The following is a 21,665-nucleotide window of genomic DNA, read 5'->3' as shown; positions in this document are numbered from 1 at the left end:
ACGGGAACCTGGGGGTCTGGATAGGAGAATCGATTTATTTTTGTTCGGATTCCATATAATGGGCTGCGCAGAAAGCCGCGGTCTCTACCAGTTCGTCGTCTTCCAGATCGAATTCCAGCACTTTTTGCGTGCCGCGCTCGATGATTTCGTGCTTGATGATCCGTCTTTCTTCACCGTTCACGCCGTACAGGACACGCAGACGCAGTCCCTGCGGCGAGTACAGTTCGTCTTCTTCGTCCACTTCGATTTCGATCATAAATTCGTAGCGTTCTCCCTGCACAATACCAAAAGCGTCTCTGATCTTCTCAACCGTATACTCCGTAAATTCCATTATTCATTCTCCTTTGAGGCGCTGACCGGCAGCAGGCTGCCGATTCTTTCGCGCACATTTTGTTGTTCGATGGCCTGGCCGAAAATACTTACGCGCCCGCTGTCTCCGCTGGTACGGATCAGACGTCCGATCCCCTGACGAAGCCGGAGCAGCATATGGGGCATATCCACTTCGCCGAACGGATCGGCGGATTCACGCCGCTTGGCGGCGAATACCGGATCGTTCGGAGGGAAAGGCAGTTCCCAGACAATGACATGATTCAGCGAAATGCCCGGTACGTCAAGCCCTTCCCACAGCGTTACGGCACACAGATTGACGTACGTACCGTTCTGGAACTCCGAAATCAGACGGCTGATTTCCGCATCGCCTTCGTACAGCATCGGGAATTCCGCGAACTCGAGGCGGGAATCGGCTTCCGAGCGGAAACGCTCCATTTCTTCGCGCGACGGGAACAGCAGCAGCGAACCGCCTTCTCTGCGCCGGAGCGCTTCAAGCACATAATCGGTTTTGGCCGGGACGGAAGTCTCCGTATGCAGCGAAGCGTTCATGCTTGTCTCGTAATCGTACGGCGAAGCGACCGAGAATGACAGATAATCGCTTATGCCGAGGCTGTCCGCCATATAATCGAACGATTCCTCGGCCGACAGGGTAGCGGAAGAGAAAATGATCGGCATCTTTTTGGAGAAGACGCGCTCGTTCAGAATCTCTTTCACTTTTTTCGGCATCAGCACGAGGGTCAGATCGCCGCTGTCGTCCTGCGTCCAGCAGATCAGCTCGCGCGGGTTGTTGAACAGCGCAAGCGCCGTCTGCATCATCTCCAGATGTTCTTCGACAATACGCAGCTGGTATTCGTCCAGGCTGAACATGCCGCTCTCGAATACGATCTCTTCCTCGATCGCATCGACAGCCGCACGGAAAGCGGCGACGCCGTTCATCAGATCGGCGGCCAGTTCAAGCTCGCTGCGTTCCGAAGCCGGAACGGGCGTGCTGTAACGGGCAAGCCGCTCGAACAGGTCGTCGCTGCGTTCGATCGATCTCTCGACCGCGAGCGCCAGCGACTCGCGCACTTCGCCTTCGAGCAGCCGGACCACGATCGACTCGAACGCCGAGTGCTTGAGCTTGTAGGTCAGCGCACTCTGGGCGGCCGTCTCCAGGAGATGGCCTTCGTCGAACACGACGGAACTGTGTTCGGGCAGAAGCGGCAGTTGGCCTTCGCGCTTGCGCGCTTCGAACGTCCAGACGTGCTCCATATAGAAATCGTGCGAGCAGACGATCAGATCGGTCGCCTTGCGGTAATGGTCGCGCGACAGCGTCTGGCCGCAGCGATGGCGGCGCGGACAGATGAGGCAGTCCTGGAACACATCCCAGCCTACACGATCCCACTGCTTGTCGTCGAGCTCGGGATATTCTTTGCGGCTGCCGTACGGGTAGAACGCCTGCAGCGTATCCGGGAAATGAACGAACGGCGGCAGTTCTTCATAAATCTCCTGGAAGACCTGTTCGCTCTCGCCCACTCCCCGTACTTCTTCCAGTTTGTTGAGACACAAATACTGGTCCTGGGATTTGCCAAGCCGAACGTCGATGTTCAGACCGAGATGTCTGGCAATCTTGGCAATATCGCCTTCCGGCTTCACCAACTGCTCGATCAGCGACTCGTCGGCGCAGGCGATAACGGCCGGTTTACGCGTATACCGGGCATGCAGCGCGGCATACAGCAGGTAGACGAGCGTCTTGCCGGTACCGACTCCGGCTTCGGCGAAGATCGTTTTCTTTTCTTTATAGGCGCGTTCCAGCTGGAACGCCATGAAGATCTGTTCGTCACGCGTCTCGAAACCGGCTTCGGGCAAAATATCGTAAAAGACGTCCGCGATCCAATCGGAAGCCTGGTCCAAAAACGGAGCCGCGGGGTCGAACGCAAACGGATAGGTAGTGGTCAAAGCGGTAATAGCCTCCATTGAACTTACGGATTTGGCCGGGAATTGCTGCTCGGTTCCCAATAGAACAGGGCCACCCTTCATTATAACCTGAAAATACCCGATTGGCGAGGCCCGAATCCAAAAATATTTTTTAACGGGGCGGCAGCTCGAACTCCGTCGTCAGCGATAGAGGATCCGGTTCGTTCTCCGTACCCAGGATACTTTGGACGTATCGTTTGGTAAAAGGGTCTTCCGATTCCATCCACAGCCGGTAGCCTTCGGAAGCCTCAATCGCCGCCCGATCCTGACGCTGCGTTCCCGCAAAATAACTTACATTCACATCGGCCATGGTCTTCGCCATCGCCTGAACCTGTTCGGACGTATACGTCTCGTCGACGATCAGCCGCTTGAATGCCATTTCGTAGCCGAACCCGGCAAAAAAACCACGCGAGTATTCGCGAAAATGCAGCAGATTCGGATCGGTGCTGCCGGTTCGCTTCGCCCAGCCTTCCACGTCGGTCTGCCTGGCTTCATAGTTCAGCGTATGCGCTGCGGCATCGTACGTCAGCAGACCGTACCGGTTCGGTGAAACGGACTGTGCACCGGTTACGATATCGTACAGCACCCGGCCGTTTGCTTCGGTCTGCGCGATATGCTGGATATGGATATGTCCGCTGAGCGAAGGCGTCATACGGAATTGAGCAAAAACGTCCGCCGCCTCCGCCGCGTTGTTCAGCGTAAAGCCTTCCTGCACGACCTCGCTGTGATCGGTCAGATTATGGTGCATGACGGGAATGATCCGAACGCCGGCTTCTTCCGCCTGCCGTCCGCAGTCCGCAATCCATTTGAGCGTGGAGGCTTTCAATTCGCCGTCCGTTTCCGGATGGCCCAGCTTGGCATTGTCCGCGTATTTGCTTGTATCGAGCATCAGCAGCCACAGGTCGCCGGACGGCTTGACCAGATAGCTGAGCGAAGCTTTGTCGCGCGACGCCGCTTCGTCATAGCCGTATTCACCGTAGATCTCTACGAACTCCTGCTCCGTGACCGATTCGGTCCGGTACTGTCTCCCGCCTTCGAAACCGCGTGCCCACGGATTCAGCAGATCATGGTTGCCGGGGATTACATACACGCTCGTACCGGCCTGCTCGACCTTGTGCAGCTTCGCCGCAAGGTCTTCGTGGCTCTTGCGCTCGCCGTTGTTGGTCAGATCGCCGCTCAGAATCAGCACATCGGGGTGTTCGGCCGCAATCTGCTCCGTAAACGCATCGATCAATTCTTCGCTGTAGTTCAGCTGTTTGCCGTCGCCTGCCCGGACATAAGTTTCGAACGCTTCGCCGCGATCGGTCAGCCTGCCGCTCAGGGCATGAAGATCCGTCGCGACCGCAAGCGTCATATTTTCTCCCCGTGCCGCCGCGGTTTCCGAAGATACAGATCCAAAATCCGTTCCACCCCCGCAGCCGGCAATTCCCAGCAGAAGCAGGGCAGCTCCGGCTGCCGCAAGTCCAAAACCTGTTCGTTTCCCTGTCATGTCGCGTCCTCTTTTCCCGTACTTTGTTCCTTAGTGCGCGGCAAAAAGCCGCTTCCTTTTCAGCGTAAAGGAAACGGCTTGGGCGAAGCGTATCGGATTGCGACACTATTGTGAATTCGGCTAACCCCTGTGCTTGTGCAGACGCTTGTCTTGCTGTTCGTCCGGCGCCTGCTTGGCAAGCAGCTCGTCGACCGTGTCCCAGCGCTGCCGGAATTTCGCAAGTCTCGGATGCGGGTGCTGCGGAGATTCGTCCAGCACCAGCCGGATCCGCACGATCCATTCCTCGAACGTGGCGAACGACGCGAATCGGTTGGCCGTGTCGGCGGTGAGATACAGAAACAGCGGCGACGGATACTTCTCGCCCACAAATCGCAGAGCCGCTTCGAGCGGGGTATACTTTTTGCGTTTGCCGTCCCAGTTCTCTACCGTTACGCTGCGCATGATCTGCTGCTCGCGCCGCCATTCGTGCAGCCGGTCATCCCGTTTGTAAAAAGCGCTGACCGTTTCGCCGGTAAGGCGCTTGACCGTCGCTTCGTGCAGCGGATACAGCACCAACTGCGAGAACGAACGCATCGCGGCGACCTGCGCGGCCCGTTCCAACTCTTCATCGGAGATCCGTTCGAATGAATCGTAGAAGACCAGCGTGCCTTTGAGCGGTTTCTTCGCCGGCTCGGTTCCGAACGGAACTTGGTACGTTTGTCGGCCCATCCCTGTTCACTTCCTTTGACTGGGTTCTTAAAAGTCTTTTCTTTTAAATAACCACAATCCGACGCCGAAAGCAAAAATCGTGAAAATCGCCGCGTACACGACAAAAGCCTGCGAAGGCGGACTGCCTCCGGTCAGGAAAGGAAGGGTCTCTCCCGCACCCTGCGTCAGTATGTACTGCATGCGGCGGTTCAGTCCGTCGGCGGGCATCAGCAGAGACAGCAGCGCACCGGTTCGAGACAGCGTCGCTTCCACATCCGGTTCGACCGGCAGGAAGCCGCGTACTTTCTCCACCATGCCGCCGAGCCATCCCGCGCCGTACAGCATCGTCATAAACACGCCGTTGCCGATGCCCGAGAACAGGCTCGAGCCGAGCATGGACATGCTGACAAGTGCCGGAACGGCGCCTACAAACAGCAGCAGGGACACCCAGATATCGCCGTAATCGCGCGTCATGCCGGCATGGAACTTCGTAATCAGCACCATGGAGACAAACAGAACCAGCGCGTAGCCGCCGATCAGCGAGACGTAACCGATCCAGCGTCCGACATACCATTTCCAGCGGGGAATCGGCCGAGTGAGTACAGACTGCAGGACGCCTTGTTCCGCTTCGCCGGAAATGACCGAGAACGAGCTGAAGATCGCCAGGAAAGCCACCACGAAGCCGCCAAAAAAGAAACCGAGCGACAAAATGGCGCTGCGGCGGGCGAACTGGCCGAGCAGATCGCCGCTGCCGCTGCTGTCGAGCGCTACCGTATCCGCGATAAACCAGAACACCGCCAAAAAGAGTGCCGTCAGCACCAGCGTGATCAGCAGCATTTTGCGGCGCAGCATCTCCTGCCAGGTCGTCATTATCATCGTCTTCATCGTTGTTCCCCCCTCTGGTCCCGGCCCGAGACGGCTTCCAGGAACCAGTCCTCCAGCTTCTCTTGGTGCATCGAAGATTCGTACAGCGTCATGCCCTGTTCCACGATCAGCATGTTCAGCAGACCCGCCTGTTCTTCATGTTCGAGTTCCGCCTCCAGCCAGGTCGGGGCTTCCCAGGACATTTCTTCGGCATGTTCCGTTTGTTCCGCCGACACCGGCAGTCCGCTGGCTTCGCGCAGCCAATCGAGCAGAACGGGCGAAAATCCGCCGACTTTGAATCGCCAGCGGACTTTTACTTTCAGCATTTCCCCGACCGTACCGCTGCGGATCATGTCGCCGTTCAGCATAAGCGCCATCCGGTCGCACACCGCTTCGACATCCTCCATCAAGTGGGAGTTGAGGAACAGCGTTTTGCCTCTTTTTTTCAATTCCAGCAGCAGTTCGCGCACTTCTCGCCGTCCGACCGGATCCATCGCGGACGAAGGTTCGTCAAGAAACAGAATCGACGGATCGCCGAGCAGCGCACAGGCAAGTCCCAGCCGCTGCTGCATCCCTTTGGAGTACTGCTTGACCCGGTCCGATCCGCGTCTGCCGATTCCGACTTCATCCAGCCCGGCCCTGATCCGCTTGCGCGCCTCTTCGCCCCGCAGACCGAGCAGTCCGGCATGCATCTTCATGACTTCTTCGCCGCTCAGCCATTCGGGGTAGCGGTACAATTCCGGCAGATAGCCGATATGGCGCCTGGCTTCAAGCGAGCCGATCGGACTCCCCAGCAGCGAGCCTTCTCCGCCGCTTGCGCGGACCAATCCGACGAGCGTTTTGACGAAGGTACTTTTGCCGGCCCCGTTGGGACCGAGGAAGCCGAAGGCTTCCCCTTGTCCGATTCTCAACGTGATATTCCTGCAGCCGCGTCCGTTTTCGTAAATTTTGCTTAAGGCCTGTGTTTGAATAGCAGGAATGTCCGGGGTCACCACTGGGCAGTCAGTCCCTTCACGAAGTCGAGGAATCCATCTTCGCCGCCCGGGAACGAATCATGCGCGTCAAATTCGAACAGCTGTCCGTTCTTCACCCAGAAAGCGGTCCGCGATCTTTCGGATTCGCTCTGGGCATACGTAACCTTCACGCCCGAAAAGTCGAGGCTCTGCGCTTGTCCGTCCGCGTACATCGGCAGCGGCAGACGTCCGTCCGATACGGCTACCTGCTGCAGGCTGTCTCTCAGCTCTTCAGGCAGATAAGGGAAATTGATGACGGCATCCATCGTCTCTTCGACCGGGAAAGAGGGATCGAATTCGACGGTAGGCATTTCGGATTGAGTCAGTTGGGCCCATCCTTCAGCCGTTCCGAAGTTATACATGACCGAAGACGGATAAGTCAGCGTAATCGCTTTGCCGTCGGCTTCCTGCGGGAACAGATGCTCCGCGCCGAGCCGTTTTAAGGTATCGTTCACTTCCGCCACATGCAGCTTCATTTCGGTCTTGCTGCCGAGGGAAGCATTCAACGAGCCGGTCCGGCCTTGTACCGCCTGAATCGGCGCGTAGCCAAGACCCGCCCGGATCTCTTCCGCCGAGGCATCGGGGTCAAAGCCATTCTCCAGCACCGTGCTGACGAAGCTGCCGTACTTGTTGACAGACTCGCGGTTTTCGCCCGTTCCGTAGACCATCTGTACCAGATTCTCCATATCCGATTCCTGCACCAGCACCACGTCTTGTATCGTGAATTTGTTCAGAATGCCTGCGAGTGCCTGATTGCCCGCGGGGGTTACGGCCGTTACGATGACAGCCGCAGCGGCGGCCGCAGTGGCGAAACGGACAATCCGTTTGCGGCGTTTGCGGTCCAAAGCCGACACGGGGGCGGCGGCGTTGGAAGCGCGATCGGCAAGAGCCTCCGGTTCCGGCACATGCGTTCCGCCGGATACGGAATTTCCTGGGCGCAGCGGTTCTTCGCCGGTCCGGAGCGCCGTTTGCGTCTGCTGCCCGTTTTCCGAACCCTTTTCCCGTTCTCCCCAGGCTGCCCAGACCGGATTGACCGGTTCCTGGCGCAGTTGGTTCTCCATCTTCGTCCAGGCTTCTTCGGCAAGAAGCCGATCACGTTCGTTGTTTCTATGGGTTGTCATCCTTTGTTTCCTCCCAAAATTCGATTTGACGATCTCAATCCGTTCATAATTCCAATCCGTTCGGTTTGCCTGCGGCGCGTCTGCGCAGCTTGTCGGCCGCCCGGCTCAGCAGCGAGCCGACCCGGGGCGGACTGACGCGTATCTCTTCGGCGATCTCCGCATAGCTGTAGCCGGAGTATCGGAGCATCAGCGCTTGTCGGTCGCGTTCCGGCAGTTCTTCGAGCAGATCTGCGATCTGTTCCCGCTCTTCGCTGCGCACCAGCGCGTCTTCGCCGCTTTCCCACGTCTTCTCGCGGTCGAAATACTGCTCCTGTTTCTCCTGCAGCTTGCGCTGACGAACCAGGGTATCGGTATGGTCGTAAGCGATCCGGGTAAGCACCCGATGCAGCCAGGCTCCGACTACTCTCGGATCGTCCGGAGGATTGCGGTACAGACGCAGGAACACTTCTTGTGCCAAGTCTTCCGCTGTCGCCTCGTCTTTGACCATCGCGATCAGTTTCCGGCGTACGCCGGGGTAATATTCAAGGAATACCGTACGAAAAGCGTCGGATTCCGGAATGAAATTGTCCATCGGTGAACCTCCTTTGAAGTGCGGCCGCTCTTCATTGCCGTATATACACTGAGAAGACAGAGCCTCTGCGAATTTTGTATCGCCCGGCGGCAAAAATAACCCAAATCCGTACCGTTCTTTGCAAAATAGGGCTTGAAATCGGATTCCGATTCGCCGAAAATTCGAATTTGTCCGGCGTTCGCGCTAAAATAGAAAACATATTCCGACTATACAACGGTGCGCATCGGCGCGGAAGGAGGTTGTCCATGATTTATCGCGTGACTTATTTGTCCGGCGGCCTGCGCGTAGCGGGTTATGTCGCGCTGCCGCCCGAATTGTCGACGACGGCCGAAGAGATTCAGGCGTTTCTGCGCAGGGAATGCAGAGACGACGAGCTCAGCGCGCATGCCGTCGCCTGTGTGCTGCCAAGCGCGTGCGAAGCAGCCCGGAATGCGGCTGAAGCCGAACAGGCGAAGCCGCCCGCCGGCGAAGCGGAGATATCGGCGATTGACGCCGAAGAAGACCGTTTGCACCCGAGTGCCGATAGCGGCCCTGCGCAAGAGGCTGTATCGGTTCCCGGGCAGCGCCGCCGATATCCGGTGTTCGTGTACTGCCGCGGCGGGATCGGGAGCGTCGGCCGGGTTCGGCTCGACTGGCTGGCCGAGTTCGCTTCATTCGGCCGGATCGTTGTCGCGCCGTGCTACCGGGGCGGCGAGAGCGGCATCGGACACGACCGCTTCGGCGGCGTCGATCTGGAAGATTCCCGCGTCGCCCTGCGTCTGGCCCAGGCGATTCCGTTCGCCGATCCTGCGCAGATCGCGGTCATGGGTTTCTCCCGCGGTTCGATCAACGGCACGGATGCCGCGATTCATGAAGGCGCTTCGCATCTGATCTTGTGGGGCGGACTGTCCGATCTGGGGCGGACCTACGAAGAGAGAATCGATCTGCGCCGAATGCTGAAAAGGGTTCTGCAGGGCTCCGTTTACAAAATCCCCGAGGTGTACCGCGAACGTTCGCCGATCCATATGGCGGGCAGGATTCCATGTCCGGTGCTCATCGTGCACGGCAAGGAAGACGTACAGGTCGACTACAACCACGGCCTGCGCATGTATGAAGAACTGCGCCGGCTGGGCAAACCGGCCGATCTGATCACGCTGGAAGGTCTGGGACACCATATGCCCCAGCCTGTGCGTATGGGCGTGCTGGCGAAGATCTTCGCGTGGCTGGACGCTTCTTCCACGATATAAAAAGCCGTTCACAGCAAAAAACCGGTAAGGGAGCCTGAGGCTCCCTTACCGGTTTTTCAATTTGCACGCTGCGAAAGCGGCGTCCGCTCCGTATTTCCGATGCCGGACGTCTGCTGCTTTTCCCTATCACGGAAATCTATTTCGATTTCCGATTCTGCGGATGCTCCAAATCTTCCCCATGGACAGCGCCGAAAAACTCACCGCCGCGCATGACAATCACCGCGTCTTTGCGCGTGCGCGATGGACGCGCATTCGCCCGCTCGCGCACCGTCTCGACCGATAAGGAAAAATCGACGGTCAGCGGATAAAGATCCATCAGCCGGACGATCGGCAGCTCATACAAATGTTCGGGATCGTATTCCGCGTTCATCTGGATATAAAAAGACTCGCTCATGACAAGGCCTACCGGCCGTCTGCGTTCGTCGCAGATGACGCAGCAGGATGCAAGCGGACGCTCAAGCAGCAGCCGCTGCGTCTCGCCGCAGGTCGCGGAAACCGGCAGCACCGGTACCGGCGCCGCCCACATGCCGATCGAACCCTCCGTCTCTTCGTTTGATACCGGAAGACTCCACCCTTCCGCGTTCCAGACCAGGGCTTTCATGGCCTCGCTGTTATTCACGCCTGCGCGGCGAACGTATTCTTCATGGATTGAGGTCATCGTGTCCCACTCCTTTCTCTCGAAGCCCGGGCGATCGGAGCAAAGCCGTCGCAATCTTCGTTCCCGCTCCTGCCAAGCTTTATCCGTCATCTTACAGGGCGAGAATCAGCGGCGTTCAAGAGAATTGTAACTTTGGAGTAAAGTTTGAAGCTTGACCGGAGACCGGAATGGTTATTTGCGTCTGCGCATCGCGAGCGCCGCTCCGGACAATCCGATCGCCACGATCGACAGGGCCAGCGTGACATAGAGCAGCACATTGTTGGACGAAGCGGCCGGCGTGTCGGATTCGCTATCTGCAGGTACGGACGCCGGATCGGACACTGCGGAATCGGTCGGCACCGCCGCTTCTTCCGCGGTGTCCGGTACCGTTGTGTCGGCTGCTCCGTCGGCCGGTACTGCTGCCGGGTCGCTGACTGCCGGCTCTTCCTCGGCCGGCGCTTTATCCGAAGAAACGGTTTGTCCATGCGCGTTCGCGGCCGCTTCGCCGGTGTCCGTACCGATCGTCGTTACGGAATGCGGCGTATCCGCTTCTTCGTCGCCTGTCCATTCCACGATACTGCCGTCCGTGTAATACTGGAACGCATCCCAGGCAAGCTCTCCCTGCTGCTCCGGGTTTTTCACGACAAAGGTGAAGCGTTGGAACTGTCCGGCCGCAATGCCGTCTCCTTCCGCTTCCCAGGTTACGGTTCCGGCGGCTTCGTCGACAGCGGTCGTCCAGCCGGGAATCGGTTCATACTGCTGAAACTCGGCGCCTTCCGGTATTTTGAGCACGACTTTGTTGGTGTTGATGTCTTTCTCGACCGGAACTTTCATCGTATACGTTTCCCAGGCTCCCGTGCCGGATTCTTTGGGCATCACGGTCACGTGGGCGCTGGCGGCAGCGGTAAAGATTAGAAAAGCCGCGGAAGCCGGAGCTGTCAGAGTAAGCAATTTTTTCCACATTGTACGGTTTGTTGTCGTTTTCATTTGAAAAGATCCCGCCTTTTGATTTTTTTGTGTTGGATTAGGCCGTTGTTATTGCTGTACTTCCATCGTAAAGGTCCGGTCGGCCTGTTCGAACTTCTCGGACAGGGCATGGACGCCGACGTTCCACGGCCCGCCGATGCCGAAATACAAACCGGATGCCCGATAGCTGCCGTCCGGCTGCGCTTCGGCGATCACTTCGGTACGTTCGTCGGGTTGACCCTGCGGCGCCATATTGAGGGTAACCTGCTGCCAATCGGTGCGCGGCTTGCCTGCCTTATCGGTCAAACGAACGGTAAAGGTCGAGGTTCCGACTTGAACCGGGTTGACCTCAAGCGAAATGATCGTATTTCCCGCCTGTTCCGCCGGCTGCGTATCGGCAAAACTCGCCGGAGCGGCTGCCGCAGGCTGCGGGGTCGAGACGTTCGTCAGCATTCCCGCTACCACCAGCACGACGATCCCGATCGCCATTTCGGCCGCCAGCGAGGCGGTGCCCGGCGAGCCGCCTTGACGCCGGGCGCGTCTGAAATGAACGAACCCGAGCATCGTCATCACCAGAAGCAGCACGATTTTGATCAGAATAAGACGGCCGTACAGACTCGTCAGCAGATCCGACCAGGCCGGCACATGCGCAAGGCTCATAACAATCCCGCTCAGCACAAGCGCGATCACCGAAGCGAACGCCCACGGCGTGAAGCGTCGGAACGCTTTTTGCCAGAACGGAGGCCCTTCGCCCGCCGCGGCCGGCAGAGCCAGCAGCAGCATCAGCATGCCTCCGACCCAGACCGAAGCGCCGAGCAGATGCAGCGTGTCCGCGATCACTTGGCCGAACACGTTCGGCGAACCCGCCGCATGCCCGGTCAGCGCCTTCGTGACGAGCAGCAGAACGAATCCGATGATGACGATCGTCCAATGGCCGCCCCTTTTGCCCCAGGCCATCACGTCGTTGACGATGACCGCTCCCGCAATCAGCATGAGCAGCAGAATTTGCAGCAGGAACATCCGCCCCGAAGACGTGCCTTCGAGCGTCTGGCTCAGGATTTCCCGGCCGAACGCTTCGCTCCACGGCACGTCGGCGAACAGCTTCGCCTGCAGCGGCAGCCCGATCAGAATAACCAGCAGCAGCCCGGCCTGCGAGGCCCAGAAGACGATCCGCGCCGGGCGGGTCGCACGCTTGATGCCGCGCAGATCGGCGGGCAGCAGGAAAGCCAGATACAGCATACTGCCCGCTGTCAGCGAGAGCAGCGTATACAGGGCGGCCCGCTGGACGACGGTATCGGCAGACGGCGTGTAATTGTCTTCGCCGGCTACTCCGGCGTCGGTCAGCACGCCGTCCGAGCCGACTCCGAAACGGACCGTGCCGCGAATCGGATGGCCGTCGGCCGAGACAACGCGCCATTTCATCGTATAAATACCGTCCGGATATGCTCCTTCGACCTCCGCCGTGACCACATGCGAATCCTCCGGCGACACGAGTGCTTCGCCGACCGGCATATCTTCGCCTTTGGTATTCGTGATGCCGATCGACAGAAATTCGCCCTGGATCGTCTCGTTGAAGCTCAGCTCGATCCCGCCCGGCATCTGCGCCACCGAGGTTTGATCGCCCGGGTTCGACGAGAGAAGCGTGGCGTGCGCCGAAGCGAGTCCCGGCAGAAGGGTCAGCGCCGCGATCCATGCCGCAAGCATCGGAAGCAGCACGAACCGTTTGCTTGTTTTCCATACGTCTTTCATTCCAGTCTTCCTTTCCGTAAAGCTGTAGGTACCCCGTTCTTCCGTGTGCCTGGCAGGCAGCTGCCTGCATATCCGCTCCGATCGGCCGGAGCGGTCATCGTTCGCCGCCGAATCCGTCACGGCCGATCCAGCCTTTTTCCATAGCGTACCGGGTCAGCTGGACACGGTTTTGCAGTTGGAGTTTTTGCGAAATATTTTTCAGATGATTCTTGACCGTATGTTCGGAAATGCCCAGATTCTCGGCCGCTTCTCGATTGGTCAGCCCCGAAGCCACCTGCCGGAGAATATCCAGTTCCCGCGCCGTCAGCGTATCTCCGCTTTGCTCCGGCTCGGCGGCCGGCGCCGAAAATTCTTTGAGGATCTGGAAAGCCAGTTCCCGGCTCAGCGGCGCTTCTTCGCTGACGATCGCCTGAAGGTATTCGATCCAGGTGGACGGAGCCAGATTCTTGAGCAGATAGCCCTGTGCACCTTGTTTCAGCGCTTCCAGCAGATAAGCAATATCGTCCGAGACGGTAATCATCACGATCTTGACGTACGGATAAGCCATCTTGATCCGCCCTGTCGCTTCCAGTCCGCCCATCCCGTTCATCCGGATATCCATCAGAATCAGATCGGGCATCCACTGTTCGGTAAACGCAATCGCTTCCGCTCCGCCTGATACGACGCCGACCACCTCGAAAGATGGATCAAGCGACAAAATATCGCAAATGGCTTCCTGGGCATGCTTGTGGTCGTCCACGACCAATACGCGGCATCGATTCACAGCAGCTCCTCCTCTCTGCGGAGCCGGACCGAAGTCCGTCCTTCCCGCCGATCCAGTTCGAAGATCCAGCCCATCTGCTTCGCCCGGTCGGCCATGATCTTCAGCCCGTAACGGCCGGGCGACGCCAGCGGATCGCCTTCGAACCCGCGGCCGTCATCCGCGATCTCGACCGTCCAGCCGGAATGACTGCCCCGGCCGGTCACTTCCGCCCGGGTGGCATGCGCATGCTTGCGCACATTGATGACCGCTTCGCGGATACACGCCAGCAGCTCCGCTTTCTCGCGGCTGGCCAGCGCATCGTCCGGCAGGCTCCACTCGACGCGCACGTCGATCATCGCCTCATCGGCCAGCCGGCCGACGCGCGCGGCCATGGACTCCGCCGCAGGCTGCGCGGCGGCAGCGGCCTCGCCTGCCGCGTCCGCCCCTCGCTTCGGTGAGGCGTCCGGCCGCGGGGCTTGCCGGCGCGGCTGTCCGCCGCCGGGCCCCGGGCCCGAAGCTTCGCCGCCCGGGCCGACGGGAACGGCTCTGCCGCCCGTATTCCCGAGCGCGCCTTGGGGCAGCGGCTCTCTCAGGTTCGCCAGCGCCTGGCGAACATATCGGTTCACCTCGTGGACCGTCCGGCGCACCGTCCCCAGCTCGTCGCCGAGCCCCGCCGCGCCTGCGCTTTTCTCCATCCGGTCCAACTTGACCGATAACAAAAACAAGGACTGCGCGATCCCGTCGTGCAGCTCTCGGGCCAGCTCTTCGCGCGCTTCCAGATTCGCTTTGATTCCGCGCGCCTGCGCAAGCTCGCTCTGCATCCGCTCCAGCATGGCGAACAGCCGGCGCAGCAGCGTGACGCTGACCAGAAAGACCAGCACCGGCGTCAGCAGATTTCCGGCGTCCATCGACAGGACCGGCATCAGAAACTGATGCCTCACGTACTCCCACAGTCCGACCACGACGGTCGGAAGAAACAAAATCAGCCATTTAATCTGCGTATAACTCATGCTCTCCTGCCTTCCCCATTTTCGCGGCGCGGCTTTTCCATTAAATTTTAACCAAAAATCCGTACCGGCATATGGCCCGTTCGGGCTACGTTTGACGTTTTTTCGACTTTTCCTTTGTTCGGAATGCCGCAATTGTTCACTTATTGATCACAATCGGGTAAACTGAGCTACGGCACACCTAATTTCTTCTTCTATAAATGAAGCCCGGCTCTGCCGGATTTTCATTTGAACTCTCATTCGAAAGCGGAGGTTGCATCAATTGGAATTGTACTGGTTTGGTCAAGCCCCATGGTTTTTGCTTGTGCTGAATTTATTGTTGGCACTCACTGTCGTTTTCCTGGAACGGCGCGATATCGGGGTGACCTGGGCCTGGTTGATGGTTCTGTTTTTCCTGCCGATCGTCGGATTCGTGCTGTACCTGTTCTTCGGACAAAATCTCAGCCGCGTCAAGCGTTATCAGTTCCGGGAACAAGAGAAGATTCTGCTGCCCGGCATCTCCGTCCAGCGCCAGCAGCTGCTCGACGAAGAACTGCATTTCAACGATCCCCGCACGGCCCGCTACCGCGAGCTGCTGCATATGAACATGGTCGGCGACTTCTCCTTGTACACGCAGGACAACGACGTTACCGTCTATGCGGACGGCACGGAGAAATTCGACGCGCTGCTCGCGGATATCGCCGGCGCGCAGACGTATATCCATGTCCAGTATTACATTTGGCAGAATGACAATCTCGGACGCCGCCTGATCGACGCGCTGACCGAGAAAGCCAAACAGGGCGTCGAAGTCCGCGTGCTGTACGATGCCTGGGGCAGCAAGAAGATCGGACGGCGTTTCCTCCATAACTTCCGCGAAGCGGGCGGCATGGCGGCTCCCTTTTTCCCGTCCCGTATTCCGCTGATCAACTTCAAGATGAATTACCGCAATCACCGCAAGCTGGTCATCATCGACGGTTCCTGCGGATATATCGGCGGCTTCAATGTCGGCGACGAATACCTCGGCGAGGTCAAGAAGTTCGGCTACTGGCGCGATACGCATCTGCGGATCGAAGGCACGGCGCTGATCCAGATGCATGCGATCTTCCTGCACGACTGGAGCTTGTCCGTCCGCCAGAAGCTGCCCGAGAACGTGTTTCTTGCGGTCAGCCGTCCGTTCGAAGGCAAAGTCGGCGCGCAGATCATCTCAAGCGGCCCCGACCAGAGCCGGGAGACGATCAAGCTCGCCTATATCAAAATGATGGACGAAGCGCGCGAGACGATCATGATCCAGACGCCGTATTTCATCCCCGACGAGAGCATGATGACCGCGCTCAAGATGGCGATTCTGTCCGGCGTCGAAGTCCATCTGATGATTCCCAAAGTGCCCGATCACAAGATGGTCTACTGGGCATCGTATTCGTATCTCGGCGAGCTGCTGGATCTTGGCGTCAACTGCTATCTGTACAAAAAAGGCTTCCTCCACGCCAAAACGATGGTCGTCGACGGCCGCCTCGCGTCGGTCGGCACCGCCAATATGGATATCCGCAGCTACAAGCTGAACTTCGAGGTCAACGCGATCCTGTACGATTCCGGCAAAGCCGGCGAGCTGGAGAAGCTGTTCCGCGCCGACATGGAAGACAGCGAAATGCTGACGGTCGAACAGTACAAGCTGCGTCCTCTGCTGCGCAAAGCGCTGGAGTCGTTCACGCGGCTGCTCTCGCCGATTCTGTAAGGGACGCTCCGTCGTTCCAAGCCTTGTTATCCGTCAAAAAAATCCGCTGTTCTCGCCACTCCGGCGATTGCAGCGGATTTTTCGTGCGTGTAGGCGGCATCTCATGTGCGGCGGCCCCGGCCGCCGCACATTCGTCCAGCGCAGGACCGAAGCCGGGCCCGGTCAGGTCGGCCGTTCAATCTTGAACAGCCGGCCGAGCCCCGCGTATTCATTGCCGGCCAGCCGGGCGACCGGACGAAGGTTCTCGGTCAGCACATAGCCGTGCTCCTCGTCGTAGATCGACTCGTCGAGACGGAAGCGCAGAATGCGCGCGATCAATAGATCGTGCGTGACGCGTCCGTCGTCGGCTTTGATCGGCAGATGGGATTCCAGGCGGCACTCCAGACGGACTTTGGCTTCGGCGATACCCGGCACCGACACGGCGGCGCTGTCGACAAGCGTCAGGGACGTCAAATCGATCTCGCTCTCGCCGGGCGGCAGGATCGCCGCGGTCTTGTTCATCTCTTCGACCAGATTCTCGTCGCAAATATGTACGACCAGTTCGCCGGTATCCGTTACATTACGCGCCGTGTCTTTCATATCGCCGTCCGGACGCCGGGCGACGGAGAAAGCGACAAGCGGCGGATCCGAACTTACCATATTGAAATAGCTGAACGGCGCCGCATTGACGATGCCCTGCCCGGCGGATCGGGAAGTGACCCAGGCAATCGGACGAGGCACGATCGTACCGGTCATCAATTTATAGACAAGCTTGCTGCCCAGATCCTGCGGATCAAGATTATACATGGAAAAGCTCCTTCCGGATTGGCGGTCGAACGGCACCTGGGGTTCGCCGACGCGCATTTTTCAATACCTACCCTAAAGGTTCCGAAGTCGGAACCGACTCTTCCATTGTAAACGTACCGACCGATTTTGTCAGGCTTGGCAAAATCGCGCAGCCGTCAACTTGTCCCAAGGCTCGATTCCGCGTCCAACACCAAGTCGGCGCGCTCCGCCGGGCGCTCGGCTTCCAGATACAGTTCTTCGCCTTTCCAGTAGCGGTTGACGAACTTGAATCGCTGCCGCCTGGCCGATTCGCTCTCCCGCTCGAAACGACGTTCGCGCAGACAATCCAGGTAAACGACCGCATCATAATACTCCCGCCACTGTGACCGCTGCAGGAATACCCCTTCGATCAGAATGATGCCGTGTTCGGGCAGAAGAATAGGCTCGTCGAGCGAACAGTCCGAGTCGCCGTCATAACGCGGCAGTGTCAAGAGCGGGGCCGTTTTGAGACCGGCGAACAACGACCGTTCCAACTGCTCGGCGTCCCACTGCAGCCTATAATACTCGAACCCTTCGCCCCGCCCCGTTCCATAACGAAGTCGGCGTTCGGTGATATAATCGTCGATATGCAGCAGAACGCAGGAGTCCCCCCGCTCCGACAGGCGGCGCTTCAGCGCGTCCGCAAGCGTCGTTTTGCCCGAACGGCTCAGTCCGTCGATGCCAAGCACAAATCGGCCTGCGGTCCCGCTTGCGGGGAGCAGGTCTTCGATTTGCCGGATATGGGTTTGAATTTGTTGGGTCATACTTCGTACCTCTCTATCTTAAATCGTTTTCGAAAAAAAACGGCCCCCGCGCCTCAAATCATCGCGGGAACCGTCCTGTACATACTTTACACCACTACTGCGGAAAAGTCATGCCGCTTTTACGCGGAAAATTTTTACAGCTCGATTTGTGCCGCACGTGCGTTCGATTCGACCTGTTCCACGCTTTTGCAGCCCGGAATCACGCAGCTGACCGCCGGATTCTTCAAGCACCAGGCCAATGCCCATTCAGCCATGCCTACGCCTTCCGGCACTTCGCTGCGGCGAATCTCTTCCACGAGTTTCAATTTCTCGTCGACTTCCGTCCGCTCGCGGCCTTTGCGGACATTGTCTTCGAACACGGCGCCCGGCTTGTATTTGCCGCTCAGGAAACCGCTCGCCAGCGGCACGCGGGCCAGTACGCCCAGATCCTGACGTTCGCAGGACGGGAAGACGCGCTCTTCCGGCACGCGATCGATCCGGTTGTAGACGACCTGAATCGCTTTGGCGTTCACTTGAGCCGCTTTGTCCGTCTGGTAGAGATTGTCGTTGCTTCCGATCGAAATGCCCAGGTTGCGGATTTTGCCGGCCTGCACCTGCTTGTCCAGCATGGTCCACAGCTCGTCGTTGTCGAACACTTCGTCCGAACCGGAATGGAATTGATACAGATCGATATAATCGGTGCGAAGCGATTTGAGCGATTCTTCCAGCTGGATACGGATCTGGTCCGTATCCCAGGCGTTCGTCCAATGATCGTGCCATTGATGGCCGAATTTGCTGGCAACGATCCAGTCTTCCCGTCTGCCGCGCGACAGATAATCCCCGATCAGACTTTCCGAGAGATGATGAGGCCCGTAGCACTCCGCCGTATCGATCAGGTTGATTCCAAGCTCCTGCGCCCGGTTCAATATGGCATGGACGTCTTTTTGCGTATAATCCTGTCCCCAATCTCCTCCGAACTGCCAGGTGCCCACGCCTACCACGGACACGTTCAATTCGGTGCTGCCCAATCTTCTGTATTTCATTTCCGCTCACCTCTTCATGATGTTTTCCGGACGCTTCGCGTCCCGCCCAGCCGGCATGGATTCTGTTTTCCGGATAGCGCTTCCATGATAGGGGATCGGCGGACTTTTTTCAATCCCCTATCATGGAACATCATCCTTGTCCCACGCAAAAACCGCCTTCCCGATCGGGAAGGCGGCGCAGATCCGAAAAAAAACAGCCGGCGTTCAGACTTTGGTCTTGGCAAGCAGATACAGAAAGTACGGAGCGCCGATTACGGCTACGACGACGCCGGTCGGGATATCGGTCGGCTGAAGAATCCAGCGGCCCAGCGTATCGGCGACCAGAACCAGCAGGGCGCCGGCCAGCGCCGACACGGGCAGCAGAATCTGATGCTTGGGTCCGACGAGCCTGCGGCCCAGATGGGGACCGATCAGACCGACGAAGCCGATGCCGCCGCTGACCGCAACGCATGCACCGGCCAGACCCACGGCAGCGGCCAGCAGCAGCAGACGTTCGCGTTCGATCGCCGTGCCAAGTCCGGTCGCCGTCTGATCGCCCATGTTCAGCACGTTCATGACTTTCGCTTTGTAGAACACGAAAGGCAGGAACAAGATCAGCCACGGCAGCAGAGCCACGACGAATTTCCAGCTGGTTCCCCAGATCCGTCCGGCCAGCCAGGAAGCGACGAACTGGTACTCTTCGGGATTAAGACGGAGCGTCAGCACGATCATCGCCGCGCTGATGCCCGCCGCTACCCCGATTCCGACCAGCAGCATCCGGGTCGGGATAAGTCCCTCGCCTTTTTTGTAGGAGAGAACATAGATCAATACGGCCGTGGCGCCGGCTCCGATCAGAGCGAGTACCGGCAGCAGGAACACCGAACCGCTGACCGTCGACGAGAAGAACGAAACATAGAGCATCACCATCAGTCCCGCTCCGGCATTGACGCCGAGAATACCGGGATCGGCCAGCGCGTTGCGCGATAGCCCCTGCATGACGCAGCCGGACACGGCAAGGCCCGCCCCGATCAGGATCGAGATGACGATACGCGGCAGGCGGAATTCGAACAGAATCAAATGCTGCTGCGCCGTCCCTTGACCAAACAGCGTCCGGATCACCTCAAGCGGCGATAACCGGATAAAGCCCGTGTTCATGCTGACGACAAAAGCGGCGATAATCAATACGATAAAAATTGCGATAACCAGGATTCCCCGACTGCGCTTGCGGCGCTCGGCCTGATGAATCATCGATTCCATTACAGGCTCCTCCTTTCTTTGACAGCCAGATAGAGGAAGAACGGAACCCCGATCAGAGCGACCAGGGCGCCGATCGGCGTCTCCTGCGGCGGATTAATCATCCGCGCCGCCAGATCGGCGAATACGATCAGCAGACTGCCAAGCACAGCCGAACACGGAATGATCCAGCGGTAATCGACGCCGACCAGTTTCCGGGTCAAATGCGGAATAATCAGGCCGACGAAGCCGACCGATCCGACGACGGATACGGCCGTGCCGGCCAGTACAAGCACGATCAGCACGCCCAGCAGCCGGACGAGGCCGGTACGCTGTCCGAGGCCGGTCGCGATATCGTCACCCAGACTGAGCAGGGTAATCGAACGCGACAGCGCGATCGAACCGAGCAGGGCGATCACGACAACCGGAAGAATAATCTGGATCTGCACCCACTGGGTGCCGGCGACGCCGCCCGCATACCAGAACGCCAGATCCTGACCGATCTTGAAATACAGCGCCACTCCTTCGCTCAGTGCGGTGAACAAAGCGCTGACCGCAGCACCCGCCAGCACCAGACGGATCGGCGTCAAGCCGCCTTTGGAACGCGAACCGATCCCGTAGACGATACCGACTCCCGCACCGGCTCCGATAAACGAGTACAGCATGAGGCCGAGAAACGAAAGGCCCGGAGCAAAAGCAAAACATAAAGCCAGAGCAAAGCTGGCTCCCGCATTGAGTCCGAGCAGCCCGGTATCGGCAAGCGGATTGCGGGTCATCCCCTGCATAATCGCACCTGCGACGGCAAAAGCCGCACCCACGACTGCCGCTCCGATCACCCGGGGCATACGTAGCTCGCGGATGATCTGATGCTCGGTCAATTCGGGATTGAAATGAAAGACCGCTTTCCAAACGTCGGGCAGCGCAATATCTTTGGCTCCGACCGCCACGGCCAGCGCCATCCCGAGTGCAAGCAGGATGATCCCGCCGATCAGAATAAGCGAAGCGGCCAGCGGCCGCGAACGGACCTTGACCTTAGGTACGGTCTGCGGATCTTTAGGCAGGGCGGACGGTTTCATCGTTCTGCGTCCCCCTTGTGCCTGTTTGAAATTGTTTCACAACATCACCCTTCTTCCGAATGAACATCTGTGCCGGGCTCGCCCGTGTGGACATTCTTTCTGTATGTTTGGACAAACGCGGCAAATCCCGGCTTCCGCTTCTCACGGACAACCCTTATGTAGATCGGTAGATCGCTTACATGTTTCACGGCTCTCGCCTGCCTGCACCGACATCGGCGCACCCCACAAATGAGAGTCATTATCATTTCAAGTATACCAGTCCTCAAATCTGCCGTCTATCGAATTTCTTTTTTCAATATTGGATGCAAGTTGTCTGCAATATGATTGGATACTTGAAAACGTGGGTAATGTAAGGTATTAGCATACATTCTGAATCGCAAGGGGGCCTACACCGTGGTAGCTCATGAGATCAAAAAGGCCGTATCCAAAGAAGAATTCCTTCGTCTGCATCTAGTGAGTGGAGAATTTTACACCGGCTCCTGTTCTCCCGATCTAACGAACAAGAGTTTTTTTAAAATTGATACTTCAGACCGCATCGTGTCGTTACCTTATTGGGCGGTTAAACGTTTCGAACGTCTCCATTAAGCCTTTTTGATAGCGGCTGCCTGTTTGCTCCCGCAGATTCCCATATAGACTCCGTCGACGCTTTATGCGCCGACGGGGTCTTTTTTGCGTCATTTCTTCGGACCGGTCCTTTTGTCTGCTCCGGCAAAAGCCT

Annotated in this window: 20 protein-coding genes; 2 read left to right on the top strand and 18 right to left on the bottom strand. The window is 58.4% G+C overall.

Annotated elements, in window-relative coordinates:
• Positions 1 to 34 precede the first annotated feature (34 nt).
• The 8 genes from HRQ60_RS16635 to HRQ60_RS16600 form a co-directional block, all read right to left on the bottom strand.
• The gene (locus HRQ60_RS16635) at positions 35 to 331 is read right to left on the bottom strand and encodes a DUF6509 family protein (protein ID WP_172197567.1); all 297 of its coding nucleotides are present in this window, start codon (positions 329 to 331) and stop codon (positions 35 to 37) included.
• Positions 331 to 2,286 (bottom strand): ATP-dependent DNA helicase, encoded by a 1,956-nt coding sequence (locus tag HRQ60_RS16630; protein WP_172197615.1) that lies wholly within the window; start codon positions 2,284 to 2,286, stop codon positions 331 to 333. The genes HRQ60_RS16635 and HRQ60_RS16630 overlap by 1 nt, the downstream gene beginning before the upstream one ends.
• 112 nt (positions 2,287 to 2,398) lie before the next feature.
• Positions 2,399 to 3,775 carry a metallophosphoesterase gene (locus tag HRQ60_RS16625; protein WP_172197564.1) on the bottom strand — a complete coding sequence of 459 codons (1,377 nt, stop codon included), beginning with the start codon at positions 3,773 to 3,775 and terminating at the stop codon, positions 2,399 to 2,401.
• A 120-nt stretch (positions 3,776 to 3,895) separates the two neighbouring features.
• On the bottom strand, positions 3,896 to 4,483 hold the full coding sequence (locus tag HRQ60_RS16620) for a hypothetical protein (RefSeq protein WP_172197561.1): 588 nt from the start codon (positions 4,481 to 4,483) through the stop codon (positions 3,896 to 3,898).
• A 27-nt stretch (positions 4,484 to 4,510) separates the two neighbouring features.
• Positions 4,511 to 5,347, bottom strand: coding sequence for an ABC transporter permease (locus HRQ60_RS16615; RefSeq protein WP_172197558.1), 837 nt, complete (start codon positions 5,345 to 5,347; stop codon positions 4,511 to 4,513).
• The gene (locus tag HRQ60_RS16610; protein ID WP_172197612.1) at positions 5,344 to 6,318 is read right to left on the bottom strand and encodes an ABC transporter ATP-binding protein; all 975 of its coding nucleotides are present in this window, start codon (positions 6,316 to 6,318) and stop codon (positions 5,344 to 5,346) included. The genes HRQ60_RS16615 and HRQ60_RS16610 overlap by 4 nt, the downstream gene beginning before the upstream one ends.
• Complete coding sequence (locus HRQ60_RS16605) at positions 6,315 to 7,460, bottom strand: hypothetical protein (protein WP_172197555.1); 1,146 nt, start codon at positions 7,458 to 7,460, stop codon at positions 6,315 to 6,317. Before HRQ60_RS16605 ends, HRQ60_RS16610 begins: the two co-directional genes overlap by 4 nt.
• Before the next feature lie 43 nt (positions 7,461 to 7,503).
• Positions 7,504 to 8,031, bottom strand: a complete 528-nt coding sequence (locus HRQ60_RS16600; protein ID WP_172197552.1) for a sigma-70 family RNA polymerase sigma factor — start codon at positions 8,029 to 8,031, stop codon at positions 7,504 to 7,506.
• Between the two features lie 245 nt (positions 8,032 to 8,276).
• Here HRQ60_RS16600 and HRQ60_RS16595 point away from each other — a divergent pair, with 245 nt between their 5' ends.
• Positions 8,277 to 9,257, top strand: a complete 981-nt coding sequence (locus HRQ60_RS16595; RefSeq protein ID WP_172197549.1) for an alpha/beta hydrolase family protein — start codon at positions 8,277 to 8,279, stop codon at positions 9,255 to 9,257.
• Between the two features lie 136 nt (positions 9,258 to 9,393).
• Here HRQ60_RS16595 and HRQ60_RS16590 read toward each other — a convergent pair whose 3' ends face one another.
• From HRQ60_RS16590 to HRQ60_RS16570, 5 genes are all read right to left on the bottom strand, one after another.
• Positions 9,394 to 9,915, bottom strand: a complete 522-nt coding sequence (locus HRQ60_RS16590) for a CBS domain-containing protein (RefSeq protein ID WP_172197546.1) — start codon at positions 9,913 to 9,915, stop codon at positions 9,394 to 9,396.
• A gap of 171 nt (positions 9,916 to 10,086) precedes the next feature.
• A complete protein-coding gene (locus tag HRQ60_RS24135) occupies positions 10,087 to 10,881 on the bottom strand; it encodes a YcnI family copper-binding membrane protein (protein ID WP_425501699.1) in 795 nt (264 codons plus the stop codon).
• Between the two features lie 48 nt (positions 10,882 to 10,929).
• Positions 10,930 to 12,609, bottom strand: a complete 1,680-nt coding sequence (locus HRQ60_RS16580; RefSeq protein WP_172197543.1) for a copper resistance CopC/CopD family protein — start codon at positions 12,607 to 12,609, stop codon at positions 10,930 to 10,932.
• Between the two features lie 94 nt (positions 12,610 to 12,703).
• A complete protein-coding gene (locus HRQ60_RS16575; RefSeq protein ID WP_172197540.1) occupies positions 12,704 to 13,372 on the bottom strand; it encodes a response regulator in 669 nt (222 codons plus the stop codon).
• Positions 13,369 to 14,361, bottom strand: a complete 993-nt coding sequence (locus tag HRQ60_RS16570; RefSeq protein ID WP_172197537.1) for a sensor histidine kinase — start codon at positions 14,359 to 14,361, stop codon at positions 13,369 to 13,371. The genes HRQ60_RS16575 and HRQ60_RS16570 overlap by 4 nt, the downstream gene beginning before the upstream one ends.
• Before the next feature lie 265 nt (positions 14,362 to 14,626).
• Between HRQ60_RS16570 and cls the strand changes: the two genes are divergently transcribed.
• Positions 14,627 to 16,069, top strand: coding sequence for a cardiolipin synthase (gene cls / locus HRQ60_RS16565; RefSeq protein ID WP_216671622.1), 1,443 nt, complete (start codon positions 14,627 to 14,629; stop codon positions 16,067 to 16,069).
• Between the two features lie 162 nt (positions 16,070 to 16,231).
• Here cls and HRQ60_RS16560 read toward each other — a convergent pair whose 3' ends face one another.
• The 5 genes from HRQ60_RS16560 to HRQ60_RS16540 all read right to left on the bottom strand — a co-directional run bounded on the left by HRQ60_RS16560 (position 16,232) and on the right by HRQ60_RS16540 (position 20,947).
• Entirely contained in the window at positions 16,232 to 16,855 is a 624-nt protein-coding gene (locus HRQ60_RS16560) for a flavin reductase family protein (RefSeq protein ID WP_172197534.1), read from the bottom strand.
• Positions 16,856 to 17,010: 155 nt separating this feature from the next.
• Positions 17,011 to 17,637 carry a kinase gene (locus HRQ60_RS16555; RefSeq protein WP_172197531.1) on the bottom strand — a complete coding sequence of 209 codons (627 nt, stop codon included), beginning with the start codon at positions 17,635 to 17,637 and terminating at the stop codon, positions 17,011 to 17,013.
• A 134-nt stretch (positions 17,638 to 17,771) separates the two neighbouring features.
• Positions 17,772 to 18,659: an aldo/keto reductase gene (locus HRQ60_RS16550; protein ID WP_172197528.1), complete on the bottom strand. Its 888-nt coding sequence runs from the start codon at positions 18,657 to 18,659 to the stop codon at positions 17,772 to 17,774.
• Positions 18,660 to 18,863: 204 nt separating this feature from the next.
• The gene (locus HRQ60_RS16545) at positions 18,864 to 19,895 is read right to left on the bottom strand and encodes a FecCD family ABC transporter permease (RefSeq protein ID WP_172197525.1); all 1,032 of its coding nucleotides are present in this window, start codon (positions 19,893 to 19,895) and stop codon (positions 18,864 to 18,866) included.
• On the bottom strand, positions 19,895 to 20,947 hold the full coding sequence (locus HRQ60_RS16540; protein WP_172197522.1) for a FecCD family ABC transporter permease: 1,053 nt from the start codon (positions 20,945 to 20,947) through the stop codon (positions 19,895 to 19,897). The genes HRQ60_RS16545 and HRQ60_RS16540 overlap by 1 nt, the downstream gene beginning before the upstream one ends.
• Between the last annotated feature and the right edge of the window lie 718 nt (positions 20,948 to 21,665).

It is taken from the genome of Saccharibacillus qingshengii (assembly GCF_013185195.1).
GTDB lineage: Bacteria > Bacillota > Bacilli > Paenibacillales > Paenibacillaceae > Saccharibacillus > Saccharibacillus qingshengii.
The sequence above is the reverse complement of the archived record's forward strand: the minus strand, read 5'-3'. Positions and strand labels throughout refer to the sequence as shown.

Excerpts from the sequence above, each read along its gene's own strand:
- HRQ60_RS16545 (WP_172197525.1), bottom strand. The coding sequence starts at position 19,895 with ATGGAATCGATGATTCATCAGGCCGAGCGCCGCAAGCGCAGTCGGGGA.
- HRQ60_RS16580 (WP_172197543.1), bottom strand. The coding sequence starts at position 12,609 with ATGAAAGACGTATGGAAAACAAGCAAACGGTTCGTGCTGCTTCCGATG.
- HRQ60_RS16625 (WP_172197564.1), bottom strand. The coding sequence starts at position 3,775 with ATGACAGGGAAACGAACAGGTTTTGGACTTGCGGCAGCCGGAGCTGCC.
- HRQ60_RS16560 (WP_172197534.1), bottom strand. The coding sequence starts at position 16,855 with ATGTATAATCTTGATCCGCAGGATCTGGGCAGCAAGCTTGTCTATAAA.
- HRQ60_RS16550 (WP_172197528.1), bottom strand. The coding sequence starts at position 18,659 with ATGAAATACAGAAGATTGGGCAGCACCGAATTGAACGTGTCCGTGGTA.
- HRQ60_RS16620 (WP_172197561.1), bottom strand. The coding sequence starts at position 4,483 with ATGGGCCGACAAACGTACCAAGTTCCGTTCGGAACCGAGCCGGCGAAG.
- HRQ60_RS16570 (WP_172197537.1), bottom strand. The coding sequence starts at position 14,361 with ATGAGTTATACGCAGATTAAATGGCTGATTTTGTTTCTTCCGACCGTC.
- HRQ60_RS16595 (WP_172197549.1), top strand. The coding sequence starts at position 8,277 with ATGATTTATCGCGTGACTTATTTGTCCGGCGGCCTGCGCGTAGCGGGT.
- HRQ60_RS16600 (WP_172197552.1), bottom strand. The coding sequence starts at position 8,031 with ATGGACAATTTCATTCCGGAATCCGACGCTTTTCGTACGGTATTCCTT.
- HRQ60_RS24135 (WP_425501699.1), bottom strand. The coding sequence starts at position 10,881 with ATGAAAACGACAACAAACCGTACAATGTGGAAAAAATTGCTTACTCTG.
- HRQ60_RS16605 (WP_172197555.1), bottom strand. The coding sequence starts at position 7,460 with ATGACAACCCATAGAAACAACGAACGTGATCGGCTTCTTGCCGAAGAA.
- HRQ60_RS16590 (WP_172197546.1), bottom strand. The coding sequence starts at position 9,915 with ATGACCTCAATCCATGAAGAATACGTTCGCCGCGCAGGCGTGAATAAC.
- HRQ60_RS16635 (WP_172197567.1), bottom strand. The coding sequence starts at position 331 with ATGGAATTTACGGAGTATACGGTTGAGAAGATCAGAGACGCTTTTGGT.
- HRQ60_RS16555 (WP_172197531.1), bottom strand. The coding sequence starts at position 17,637 with ATGACCCAACAAATTCAAACCCATATCCGGCAAATCGAAGACCTGCTC.
- HRQ60_RS16615 (WP_172197558.1), bottom strand. The coding sequence starts at position 5,347 with ATGAAGACGATGATAATGACGACCTGGCAGGAGATGCTGCGCCGCAAA.
- HRQ60_RS16630 (WP_172197615.1), bottom strand. The coding sequence starts at position 2,286 with ATGGAGGCTATTACCGCTTTGACCACTACCTATCCGTTTGCGTTCGAC.
- HRQ60_RS16540 (WP_172197522.1), bottom strand. The coding sequence starts at position 20,947 with ATGAAACCGTCCGCCCTGCCTAAAGATCCGCAGACCGTACCTAAGGTC.